10 protein-coding genes are annotated in these 12,698 nt (G+C 34.6%); 3 read left to right on the top strand and 7 right to left on the bottom strand.

The window, feature by feature from the left end; translation table 11 throughout:
• Positions 1-52: 52 nt before the first annotated feature.
• A complete protein-coding gene (locus CLV00_RS09455) occupies positions 53-940 on the bottom strand; it encodes a YitT family protein (RefSeq protein ID WP_099714895.1) in 888 nt (295 codons plus the stop codon).
• A gap of 176 nt (positions 941-1,116) precedes the next feature.
• On the opposite strand from CLV00_RS09455, the gene CLV00_RS09460 reads away from it, so the two are divergent.
• The gene (locus tag CLV00_RS09460) at positions 1,117-1,560 is read left to right on the top strand and encodes a hypothetical protein (protein ID WP_099714897.1); all 444 of its coding nucleotides are present in this window, start codon (positions 1,117-1,119) and stop codon (positions 1,558-1,560) included.
• Between the two features lie 98 nt (positions 1,561-1,658).
• A complete protein-coding gene (locus CLV00_RS09465; protein WP_233206877.1) occupies positions 1,659-3,377 on the top strand; it encodes an adenylate/guanylate cyclase domain-containing protein in 1,719 nt (572 codons plus the stop codon).
• A gap of 61 nt (positions 3,378-3,438) precedes the next feature.
• Here the strand turns inward: CLV00_RS09465 and CLV00_RS09470 are convergent, their stop codons facing one another.
• The 3 genes from CLV00_RS09470 to CLV00_RS09485 all read right to left on the bottom strand — a co-directional run bounded on the left by CLV00_RS09470 (position 3,439) and on the right by CLV00_RS09485 (position 6,425).
• A complete protein-coding gene (locus CLV00_RS09470; protein WP_099714901.1) occupies positions 3,439-4,200 on the bottom strand; it encodes a LuxR C-terminal-related transcriptional regulator in 762 nt (253 codons plus the stop codon).
• Positions 4,201-4,648: 448 nt separating this feature from the next.
• Positions 4,649-5,119 (bottom strand): DUF1905 domain-containing protein, encoded by a 471-nt coding sequence (locus tag CLV00_RS09480; RefSeq protein WP_099714905.1) that lies wholly within the window; start codon positions 5,117-5,119, stop codon positions 4,649-4,651.
• A gap of 199 nt (positions 5,120-5,318) precedes the next feature.
• Positions 5,319-6,425, bottom strand: coding sequence for a two-component regulator propeller domain-containing protein (locus tag CLV00_RS09485; protein WP_099714907.1), 1,107 nt, complete (start codon positions 6,423-6,425; stop codon positions 5,319-5,321).
• A gap of 303 nt (positions 6,426-6,728) precedes the next feature.
• Here CLV00_RS09485 and CLV00_RS09490 point away from each other — a divergent pair, with 303 nt between their 5' ends.
• On the top strand, positions 6,729-7,730 hold the full coding sequence (locus CLV00_RS09490) for a transposase (RefSeq protein ID WP_099714043.1): 1,002 nt from the start codon (positions 6,729-6,731) through the stop codon (positions 7,728-7,730).
• 100 nt (positions 7,731-7,830) lie between these two features.
• On the opposite strand, the gene CLV00_RS16455 is transcribed toward CLV00_RS09490, so the two are convergent.
• From CLV00_RS16455 to purL, 3 genes are all read right to left on the bottom strand, one after another.
• On the bottom strand, positions 7,831-8,418 hold the full coding sequence (locus CLV00_RS16455; protein ID WP_199074781.1) for a hypothetical protein: 588 nt from the start codon (positions 8,416-8,418) through the stop codon (positions 7,831-7,833).
• A gap of 218 nt (positions 8,419-8,636) precedes the next feature.
• Positions 8,637-8,795, bottom strand: coding sequence for a hypothetical protein (locus CLV00_RS16460; protein WP_199074783.1), 159 nt, complete (start codon positions 8,793-8,795; stop codon positions 8,637-8,639).
• Positions 8,796-9,024: 229 nt separating this feature from the next.
• Positions 9,025-12,678 (bottom strand): phosphoribosylformylglycinamidine synthase, encoded by a 3,654-nt coding sequence (gene purL / locus CLV00_RS09500; protein ID WP_099714909.1) that lies wholly within the window; start codon positions 12,676-12,678, stop codon positions 9,025-9,027.
• Positions 12,679-12,698: the final 20 nt, after the last annotated feature.

Below are 12,698 nucleotides of genomic sequence, written 5' to 3' on the forward strand. Positions count from 1 at the left end.
TATAGGTCCTGAAAGCATCTCTGTGAGATTTTCATTTCATGGATTTTCGATACTAGTGTTTTTGTTTGTTTCTTAAAATTCCGCCGCTGGCTTCTTTGATGTATTGAATAAACATAAAAGCATTGGGGTCTAATTTCCGTATCTCATCTTTGATTCTAAGCAATTCAAGTCGCGTTACTACAGTGATGATAATGTCACAATCTGTTTTTAAATCGAAAGTATCAGGTAAATAACCCCGTTCCCCTTTAATTATTGTAATTCCTTTCCCGAATTTTTTCACAATTAATGATTTAATAATTTCACTTTTGGATGAAATGATGTGTAAGGAAGTGTATTGTTCTAAGCCGTGCGTTATATAATCGAGGGATTTTATAGCCGAAAAATAAGTGACAATTGAGTACAATGCTGTGCCAATACCAAAAGACCAAGCTGCAGCCAAAAACAATAAAGTATTCATCCCAAAGATAACTTCGGATACATTGAGCCCGATTTTTCGGGTAGTTAATAAAGCCAAGATTTCTACACCATCAGCAGTGGAACCACTCCGAATGCACAAACCCATCCCGATACCAATAAGGCAACCGCCGAATAAAGCAATTAAAAGTCTGTCTGTGGTAACTGCTTCAATATGAATAAAAGTCATACTGGCGGCTAGTAATAAAAAAGTCATCAAGCTTTGTAATGCAAATGTTTTTCCCAATAATCTTTTTCCTAAAAACAAAAACGGTATGTTTAAACCCAAGACAAGAATTCCAAATGGCAGATGGGTAATTTCATGTACAAGTATCGAAATCCCTATAATACCGCCATCCAAAAATTTATTGGGTATCATAAATCCCTTTAGTGCCAATGTAATGAATACTACGCCCACTAAATTTAGAATTATATTTTTTGGATGAAATATTTCTTTCCAGTCAATGGGTTGGTGGTCAATATTCATAAGAATGAATTTGGATTAAAATCCTTTAAATATACTACTTTATTTTAAAAAATAAATATTATATTTACCTTATAATTAGATTGTTACCTCAAAATATCGATTCTTTGGTTTCCCCAGCCATTTTTAAATTAATAGTTTTCTGAATCAGAATTTATTAACCTTTAAATATAGTAATCATGGCAAAGCCTGTAGTAATCACATTGACCGTTCAAACTGCTAATCTTTATGGAATGAATGCTCCATCACAATCTCAAATTGATGGTTGTTGCACATTATCGGATGATAATTCCGGAAGTTCTTCAAATGGAACTCCAGAAGATTTTAAATCCTATGTATTTATCAATAATAATGTAAAGTGGGTCGGTGTTTCAAGGGATTCGGGATACTCTGTGGCAATCAACAGTATTGATTATGAATCCAAATCCAATGATGTTAATTTTTTTGACAGTCCTACTATTTATGGATCGGGAGGAAGGTCCGGAAACGCATCTGCCAATGTCAAAAATGATTCTAGTTTGCTTGGTAAGTTGGATATTTACAACATCAATTTTAGCGTTTATGATTCCGGTAATTCTTCAAAAACATTTAGCATAGATCCTAAATTAGCCATAAATCCGTAATGGAATTGAATTTTAAATATTCTTTTAAAATTGCTCTTTTTGTTTTTTTTGTGCACTTAAGTATTTTAGCCCAGGAGCAAAAAGTCGCTGATAGCCTTGTGAAAATTTATCAGAGAGGGAATATTGAAAATGCTGAAAAATTAGAATTACTCCGGAATTTATCTTTCAATGAAGTGAATAATCTCAGGCTGTCGCTAAGATATGCAGAGGAACTTATTGCGCTGTCAAAGTTAGAAAACAACTATTTATACCTGCACAGAGGGTATTTTCAAAAAGGAAATAAACTCAGACTTATTGGAGATTTGAATAAATCCCTTGATGCTTTTTTTAAAAGTGAGGCCGCAGCAAGCAAAGCAAAATATAGTGCGGGTCAAGGAACTGCTTATTCCTCTATTGCCGATGTATATTCGGTTATGGGGAATTCTAAAAATGCCTATATCTACTACAATAAAGCAATCAAATTATTAAGAAAGACGGATAATTCCATAGGGTTAGCGTCTGCTTTATTAAACATGGGCGATGAATATTTTAAAAACAAGAAATATGATTTGGCATTAAGGAATTTTAAAGAGTCCGGTGAAATTTTCAAGAAAGCTGATTATTTGATTGGAACTGCCTATAATTTAGGAAATATTGGAATGGTCTATGCCGAGCAGGGAAAAGACGTTTTGGCCATGAAATACATGAGTAAAGCCATAAAAATTCTGGAAGAACTAAAGGATTATTATGCGATTTCAGATTACCTGACCTATATGTCAGCTATCTATTTGAAACAAAATAATCAGACTGTTGCGCTCAATTATGCGCTGAGAAGCCTAGAGTTAGCTCAAAAATATGGATTGAAAGACCAGATCAGTAATTCAAATCTTAAACTTTCAGAGCTGTATCAAATATCAGGTAATCCCGTTGAATCGTTTAAGCATTATAAGAATCATATTCTTTATCGGGATAGCGTCACCAATCTCAAATCGGTTCAGCAAATGGCTGATTTGCGAACGAATTTTGAAGTTTCCCAGAAACAGATTGAAGTCGATTTGCTCAACCAAGGAAAAAAAAACCGACAGATTATTGCCATTTCATCCGCGATTTCATCGGGACTGGTTTTCTTACTTGCTTTTGGAATGTTCAGAAGGTATAAATTCATAAAGAAAACCAATGTCATTATTGAAGAGGAAAAGAATCGGTCAGACAGCTTGTTGTTAAATATTCTTCCCGAAGAAACGGCTCATGAGTTGAAACAAAATGGCAAAGTACTCGCCAAAAAATTCGAATCGGTCTCGGTATTATTTACCGATTTTGAGGGATTTACCCAATATGCAGAAAAACTACCGCCAGAAAAATTAGTGGAAAGTGTGGACTACTATTTTTCTAAATTTGATGAAATCATGGAAAAATATGATTTAGAAAAAATCAAAACAGTTGGCGATTGTTACATGTGCGCAGGAGGTTTGCCTTTTCCAACAGAAGACCATGCTTTTAAAATGGTACAAGCGGCTTTTGAAATTGCCACATTTGTCAGAGATTCAAAAAATAATAATCCTTTAAATCATACTCGTTTTGAAATTCGCATCGGAATTAATTCCGGTCCCGTGGTAGCAGGAGTAGTCGGCACCAAGAAATTTGCGTATGATATTTGGGGAGATGCGGTAAACATTGCTTCCCGCATGGAATCTAATTCAGAGCCCGGGAAAATTAATGTATCCGAAAACACGTATGAACTCATTAAAGACCGCTTTGATTGTGATTACAGAGGTGAAATTGAAGTTAAAAACAGAGGGACGATGAAAATGTATTTTGTAAACAATCCCACAACTTAAAGCGTTGGGAATTATTCTATTTTTCCTAATAGCTCGGCTTTAAAGATAAATCTAATAGAGTTTATAATAAGCCTTGCAATGTGCTTTTTCTAATTAATTGGGCGGTATTTCGGGAGTTGGATTTCTTTAAAATATTTTTGCGATGCTGTTTTACGGTATTGACACTGATAAAAAGTGTTTCGGCAATTTCATTGTTGTCAAAACCTTCTGCAATTAGCTTAATGATATCAATTTCTCTTTTTGAAAATTCTGAAAAGCATTGGGTATCTTCAAAAACATCAATATTCATGTAGGAAGGTTCGCCTTTTAGCCCTATCATGGAATATTGGTAGGTATTGTTTTTGCTCAAATGATCGATTCTGGTATGAATATTCAATGATTTTCCAAATCCACCTTTTGGATCTAAAGTAAGTATTATGGCTTGATGATTGAGCATGCAATACTCCCCATTTTTCATTCGACTTCTAAAACTGTAATTCATTTTATAGTTAGTCAATCTTTCCGGACCTATGTTAGTATAAAAAAAATTAAGTATTGAAGCTTCGGCTTTTACTATGAAGTCAACATCGTCAGGATGTATTGTTCCAAGAATATCATTAAAAGATACGGTTTCCGGGTCAAATCCATGAATATCTGTTATAGCTGGACTAACGTTCGATAAAGACATATCATAAAAATCAATGATGTAATAATAAAACGGACCAGAGCTTATTATCGAACTGGCAATTTCGTCAAACTTTATTTGTGGTAATAAAGTGTTCTCGTTGGCTCTTTTTTGAGTACTAATCCAAACCGAATGAAGTTTTTGTAGTTCTTGGGTCATGTCTTAGGTTTTTGACATAAAATTTTGCTAAAAATACAATTATTTTACGGTTTAAAGAAAAATAAATGAGGTTTTGAAAAAGAAGAACTGATACTGAAGTTTTTATTTAGCAACAAAACTGCGCTAACGATTGTGGTATATCAACGCGGTAGGATAGGAATTCCTATCCAATGCATTACAAGCATTATTGCAACTGTTATTCCGAAACTACATAAACAAAGAAGTCGCCAATACGTAGATCTTCCATACCCATATTTCCAAACTTTCTCACCAGTTTCTTTTCTGTTTTCTTTCAAAGTAAATTTCGACAGTATGTACGTTGAAGCAGCAAAAATAAATATTGCAATTATCCAAAATGTCATCATAAACGATTCTTTTATTAAAGTTATAAATTTACGATTTTTTTTTCTTAAAATTAGTGCTAACAAAGGTTTAGGATCAGTTTTTTTTAATTTGACTGTTCAAGTTTTGCAATAAATTTCACAATTTTTTCCACTTTCTGATTTTCAGTAGCAGATGAATTTATGTTTTGAATTATTTCATTTTGTTCCTCAATTTTGAGTTTTTTGAATATATTTAAAACTTGTGCATCTTTAAAACATTCAAAAATCATTTCATTTTCATTCTTTTTTTCAGTGTTTTCATTTACAAGATAAAGCGTGACGTTTACGAATTCTCCACCGCTTTTCCCTATAAAGTTTCTAATTTCCGAGTTCAAAGACATTTTTTTGTCTGAATTTTTTAAAGGTGCTAAGTTTTTACTATTTATTTCGTAATCATCAATTTTTCCTGACACTTTTAAATCGCCCCATTTTCCTTTTATATTTTTAGTATTTGGTATAATAAGATGGTAAGTCCAAGCACCGTTTCCTGGAATATATTGGATTTCCAATTTTTCATTTTCTACTATAAAATTCATAGTTCAGATTCAAAGGTTTTTAAGTTTCACTCTTTTGCTGAGCAGAGGAAATAGTACTGCTAACGTTTCGCCGCTTGGCGAGGTTGCGAACTTCGTAACCGTTTATTTTCCAATAAAGATAAAATTTCTTGCGGAACGCAAACGTGAATTTATCGCAAAATTCGCAATCTTGCCAAACGGCTGTTAGCAACAGTTATTTTTACTTCGTCCAAGGTTCTTTTTCTTTAGCATTCATAATTTTTTGTCCATCATAAATACTTATTCCTTGCCAAGTACCAAACCAAAGTTGGCCTTTGTGATCCTCAAGTATACTTTGAACCACGTTTGTGGTTAATCCGTCTTTAGTTGTGAATTGGGTGAAATTTGTTCCATCGAAACGATACACGCCATAACCTTCTGCCGTAAACCATATATTACCTTTGCTATCTTCACAAAAATTATATGTTTCTAGACCTTCAATAATTCCTTCCTTTGTGAAGTTAGTGTATGTTTTACCATCATATTTACTCACACCACCATTAAAAGTACCAATCCAAATATTTCCTTGCTTGTCTTCTAAAATATCAAAGACATTATTGTCGGTAAGTCCATTTTTAGTAGTTAAATGAGTAAACTCCCCGTTCTTGTATTTGAAAATTCCATTTCCATCGGTAACAAACCACATCGTTCCATTTTTGTCTTCTAAAAATTGAAAAACCAATTTATCAGATAACATAGGTTTTGGATTTTCGACCTTTGTTTCAGGTAAAATAAAAGGTGTGAATTTTTTACCATCAAAATGACTGACGCCTTCGCCATTACTAACCCAAATCAAACCTTTTTTATCAATACAAATACTAAAGATTTCCTCTTTTTGAAGACCGACTTCTGTCGAGTATGTCGCAAATTTCTCACCATCAAATTTTACTAGTCCAGTAGAAGTTGCAAACCAAACATTGCCAGCCTTGTCTTCAACAATTTCATAAACAACTTTCAATGGGCGAAGTCCTTCGATTGAAATTTTTTGAAGTGTTTGCCCATCATACCGGATAATCCCATTTCCATTTGTTCCAAACCAATAATTCCCTTTTTTGTCTTGATACATTGTCCTTACAAACTCTCTTACCATACCATTTAAGTTGGTGTGAATTTGCGGAAAGGTCGTGCTTTGTTTTAAAATGAGTGGTTGGGTGTTTACTTGTTTTTCTATTGAATCAATAACAGATTTTTCTTTTACTTGTCCTGTGCAGGCTGAGAATTGAAATGTTAGAAGAACCAAAAATAAATTTCTTACTTTGAATAAAATCTTTATACCAGTGTTTGTCATATTGTTGGTTTTATAATTGTTGCTAACGTCTTGGCAGTACTGCGGGTTTGGGATTAAATTAAGTCCATTATTCGGATTTGCTACCCGAGCCTTTACTTTGTGTTAGAGTAAAAAACATTAAATTTATTCAAAGGAAAGCAGAGGTGAACTTTCACCCGAGCTAAGCTTAAGACTTAACTATCGCATTAGTCCTCTGCCTTCTCCTTGAACCCGTTGAATTGCTTCAAATAGAATGATAGACATCAAGGTCTAATAAAGGCTCTAAAGAAGTTCAACATTTTTGTTTATCCTAAATCCAAAGTTATGAAAAACTATTTATTTTATGTGGGTATTGATATTTCAAAACTAAAATTAGATATCACTATTCTTGATGTTTCTTCTTTGAAATCGGAACATTTTGTTGTTGAAAACAACATAAAAAGCATTAGTCTGTTTGTCAAAAATCTAAGCAAGAAGATTGACATAAATCAAACTCTTTTTTGTTGTGAAAACACAGGGGTTTATACCAATCATCTTTCGTCTGCTTCAATGGATTTAAAGTTAGATTTATGGATTGTCCCAGCCGTTGAAATAAAAAGATCAAAGGGGATTTCAAGAGGAAAAACCGATAAATCAGACGCTAAAGATATTGCCTATTACAGCTATAGAAATATTGACAAACTCAAACTTTTTACTTTGACAGCTATAGACATTCAAAAACTAAAAATTCTGTATACCGAAAGAGAAAAAATGCTTAAATCATTATTGCTTTTAGAAACAACTAAGGAAAATAAGGGTTTTGCAAGTAAAGAAGTTTTCAAGGAAGTATCATCAATCAATCAAAGTTTAACCAAAACCATTAGAAATGCTATCCGCAAAATAGAAACCAAGATGAAAGAAATCATCAAAGCAAATGCTCAGTTGAACAAACAGACTCAACTCATCAGAACCATTCCTGGAATAGGGGAACAAACCAGCATATATTTAATCATTGCCACAAAAGGATTTACGGCTTTTAAAAATTGGAGACAATTTGCCTGTTATTCTGGAGTTGCCCCATTTGAATGCAGCTCCGGCTCTAGTATAAAAGGCAGGACTAAAGTAAATCATATGGCTGATAAAAAAATAAAATCCTTGCTGCAAATGTGCGCTATGACCACATTGAAGTATGATCCTCAATTAAAAGAATATTACAATAAGAAAAAGGCTGAAGGAAAAAATTCTATGCTTGTTTTAAACAATATTAGATGCAAACTTATAAGCAGGGTTTTTGCTGTCATTAACAGAGAAACTTCATATATAAACACGTATAAATTTGCATCGTAGTTTTAACAATTTTTACTTGTTTTTCATCATAGAATGCGATAGCGAACAGGCGAAGCAAATCATCCCAAATCCGTTGTAGTGGCTGTTACCAGCTGCTAATTTATGCATTAATTATAGCTGAGACTATTTCATATCTTTTTTCCAACGATGTATTTGGTGTTCTTTTTAAATGGTTGTTTACGATTTCGTTATATTTATCGAGACCAATTGCTTTAGCCACATATGTTTCGTTTACCAAATTCATTCTATCAACAACACTACATAAGTTTTCTAATACATCTTTACCTTTTAGCTTTTCATATGTAAAAACATCAACGTCCTGATAATTAGCCTTTATTCTTTTTCTGTAAAGGATGTCCAAAATTGATGTGATTCCGATAGATGATGAAACTTTTTGCCAATCGAAAGGGGATAAATTCTTTTTATACGCTCCGCTAGCCGTTTTAAGTTTTAAATTTTTTATAATATCTGGCGCTCGCTCTGCAAGTTTCATTTCTCTAGTCGATTTTAAAAATTGACAAATTTGATTATCAATAGTTTCAGGATTTTCAGTATCCAAATCAATCGCTTGAAGATTTTCAGGCTTCTCGATTCCGTGATATGTTAAATGCTTTTTTGCTCCGTTCGTATGAAAGCAAATAGATTCAGGCAATCTATTTTCTTGTGTAAGCTGACCAAATTTTCTCAAAACACTTGTATGACTTTTTTCTGTATAACCTACTGCATTGAAATGAGCAAGCAAAGTTCCAAAAACTGAATAGTAAGCTTGTGGAAAAGCCCATTGAAGTGCAAATCCTTGTCCGCTATTGTCAATTATTGCGTGGTTAGAACATAAGATATTTTCAGTATTCCACGCATTATTTAACCATTTTTCAATTTCAGTTAAATCGATAGTTTTGGCGGGAACTATTTTTTGAAAAAGGCGAGATTGATAATTTCGTTTTCAATGTCTGAATTATTAAGCTTATGCGCTAAAGCTAGAATTTGTCGATGTGTCATTTCTGCTTTAAACCACAATTCTTCTTCTGCTTTTTGTTCTTCAGTTTTTACTCTTCCAAATATCATAGTTGTATTTATAGTTTCTTGTCGGATTGGTTGCTGGTAAGTTGTATATAGGCGCTACAAAATAGCGCATATACATCTCATTTTGGGTGGATAGGCGCTACTGCGTAGCGTATTACTTTCAAATATACACTTTAATTATTATCTTACAAATCATCAAAATGGCTTTTAAATTCATTCCATAAAAAAAGCGCTCCTTTTCAGGAACGCTTTCATATAGTAAATCAAAAAATTATTTTTTATCCATCCATTTTCTGGCATTGACAAAAGCTTCATGCCAAGGCGAAACTTCATCATCTCTATCTTTTGGGTAATGTGCCCAGTTCCATTGGAACGTAGAACGCTCAATGTGTGGCATCATAACCAAGTGACGTCCTGTTTTGTCGCAAAGCATCGCAACGTCAAAATGAGAACCGTTTGGATTAGCAGGATAGCCTTCATAGGCATATTTAGAAACAATGTTATAATTTTCTTCACCCATTGGTAAATTGAATTTTCCTTCACCATGCGAAACCCAAACCCCTAGTGTACTTCCTGCTAATGAAGAAAGCATCACCGAATTGTTTTCTTGCACCGTTACCGATGTAAAAATACTTTCGTGTTTGTTACTTTCGTTGTGCAACATTTTTCCGTGTACTTCATGCTCTGGATTAATCACTTCCAATTCCATAAACAATTGACAACCATTACAAATTCCAACAGACAATGTGTCGTCTCTTTTGAAGAAATTGTCTAAAGCTGTTTTTGCTTTTTCATTGTATAAAAATGCTCCCGCCCAACCTTTGGCAGAACCCAATACATCTGAATTGGAGAATCCACCAACAGCTCCAATGAACTGAATATCTTCCAAAGTCTCACGACCTGAAATCAAATCGGTCATGTGAACGTCTTTTACATCAAATCCGGCTAAGTACATTGCATTTGCCATTTCACGCTCCGAGTTACTTCCTTTTTCACGGATAATAGCTGCTTTTGGTTTTGGCTTAGAATTGTCGATAACTGGTTTTTTTCCTGTAAAATGTGTTGGAAAAGTATAGTGTAACGCTTGGTTTTTGTAATTGTCAAAACGCGCTTGAGCTGTTCCGTTTTTAGATTGTTTTTGGTCTAATAAGAAGGAAGTTTTGTACCAAACATCTCTATATTTAGCAATGTCTAATGTACAAGGACCAAAATCTAAAGTCGCTTCATTTGTAGCTGTTCCTAATTTATAGAAAGAGACATTATTGGTATTTAATTTAGATTCCACTTCAGCATCTGATTTTGCTTGGAAAACAATTCCAATATTTTCAGCAAAAAGGTATTTGATGATGTCTTTTTCTTCGAAAACGGAGAAGTCTATTTTAGCTCCTAAATTCACATCGGCAAAACACATTTCTAATAAGGTTGTGATCAAACCACCACTTCCAATGTCGTGTCCTGCAAGGATATTGTTGTCTAAAATTAATTCTTGAATGGTATTGAAAGCTCTTTTGAAAAATGCAGCGTCTTTAATTGTTGGCACTTCATTTCCAATAGTGTTCAAGGTTTGTGCAAACGAAGAACCACCTAATTTGAAATCATCTTGCGACAAATTGATGTAATAAATAGAACCGCCGTCTCTTTGTAACACAGGCTCTACTACTTTTCTAATGTCGGTACAATTTCCACCTGCCGAAATAATTACCGTTCCCGGTGCGATTACTTCTTCATTTGGATATTTTTGTTTCATGGAAAGTGAATCTTTTCCGGTTGGAATATTGATTCCCAATTCGATTGCAAAATCCGAACAACCTTGTACAGCTGCATATAAACGAGCGTCTTCCCCTTCGTTTTTACAAGCCCACATCCAGTTAGCAGACAATGAAAGTCCAGCTAAACCATCTTTTATTGGCGCCCAAACAATGTTAGACAATGCCTCTGCAATAGCAGTTCTACTTCCCGCAACAGGATCAATTAATGCTGCAACAGGAGAGTGACCAATCGAAGTGGCAATTCCTTCTATTCCTTGGTAATCCAAAGCCATTACACCACAATTATTCAATGGCAATTGCAATGGACCCGCACATTGTTGTTTGGCAACTTTACCACCCACACAACGGTCTACTTTATTGGTCAACCAGTCTTTACAAGCCACTGCTTCCAGTTGAAGTACTTGCTCTAAGTAGGTTGAAATGTTTTTCTTGTCGTATGTTAAATCAGTATAATTTCTTTCGATTGTTTTGTCTGTCATAACCACTTTTGGAGAACTTCCAAAAAAGTCTTCCAAGGCAAAATCCATTGGTTTAGCTCCAGTTGATTTTGATTCGAAAGTAAAACGGTGATCTCCGGTTACGTCTCCCACTTGGTACATTGGAGAACGCTCACGGTCGGCAATTTTTTGCAATAAATCGATGTTTTCCTTACCAATAACCAATCCCATTCTTTCCTGAGATTCGTTACCAATTATTTCTTTTGCCGAAAGGGTAGGATCTCCCACTGGCAATTTATCTAAATCAATTAATCCACCAGTATCTTCCACTAGTTCCGAAAGACAGTTTAAATGTCCTCCAGCTCCGTGATCGTGAATAGAGACAATTGGATTAATATCGCTTTCTACCAAACCACGAATGGCATTGGCAGCACGTTTTTGCATTTCTGGGTTCGAACGTTGGATGGCATTCAATTCAATTCCTGAACTAAAAGCACCTGTATCTGCTGAAGAAACTGCAGCTCCACCCATTCCAATTCTATAATTTTCCCCACCAAGGATGACAATTTTATCGCCTGTTTGTGGTTTTTTCTTAATCGCTTGGTCTAATTTTCCGTACCCAATTCCACCCGCTTGCATAATCACTTTGTCGAAACCTAGTTTGCGAGCGTCTTCTTCGTGTTCGAAAGTCAGGATAGAACCTGTAATTAACGGTTGTCCAAATTTATTTCCAAAATCAGAAGCTCCGTTAGAGGCTTTGATCAAAATATCCATTGGGGTTTGATACAACCATTTTCTTTCGGTCATACCGTTTTCCCACGGTCTGTTTTCGGCTAAACGAGAATATGAAGTCATATAAACTGCCGTTCCAGCCATTGGCAACGAACCTTGTCCACCTGCTAAACGGTCGCGAATTTCTCCTCCAGAACCAGTTGCAGCTCCGTTGAAAGGTTCTACTGTTGTTGGGAAATTATGCGTTTCTGCTTTTAATGAAATAACCGAATCAAATTCTTTTACTTCATAAAAATCAGGCTTATCAGCACTTTTTGGTGCAAATTGTTGTACACGAGGCCCTTTTACAAAAGCAACGTTGTCTTTATAAGCCGAAACAATATCGTTCGGGTTTTCCTGAGATGTTTTCTTGATTAATTTGAATAAAGAAGATTCTTTTTCTTCTCCGTCAATTATAAATTTTCCGTTGAAAATCTTGTGACGACAGTGTTCTGAATTGGCTTGTGAAAAACCAAAAATCTCAGAATCTGTTAGTTTTCGTCCTAATTTAATCGCTAGATTATCTAAATATTCCACTTCATCCGGACTTAAAGACAATCCTTCTTTTGCATTGTAAGCAGCAATATCATCGATGTCCAAAATGGCTTCCGGAAGCACGTTGATAGTGAAAATATCTTGATTTAACTCAGCGTATTTTTGCGAAAGCATCGGGTCAAAATCAGAAAAATCAGCTGTTGCTTTCTGAAATTCTTCGATTCTAATGATTCCAGAAATTCCCATGTTTTGGGTGATTTCCACAGCATTAGTGCTCCACGGCGTTATCATTGTGGCGCGAGGACCAACAAAAAAATCCGTCAGTACGGATTTTTCTATTTTATTTGAATCGGCAAAAAGCCAGTTAAGTTTTGAAATGTCTTGAGCCGAAATTTCGTTTTGCGTATGTACGGCAAAAACAGTTTTGCTTTGGTTTTCAAAGAAATGGATCATTGTTATGTAGTTTGTTGTAT

This window comes from Flavobacterium sp. 11, from assembly GCF_002754315.1.
In the GTDB taxonomy this organism is placed as follows: domain Bacteria; phylum Bacteroidota; class Bacteroidia; order Flavobacteriales; family Flavobacteriaceae; genus Flavobacterium; species Flavobacterium algoritolerans.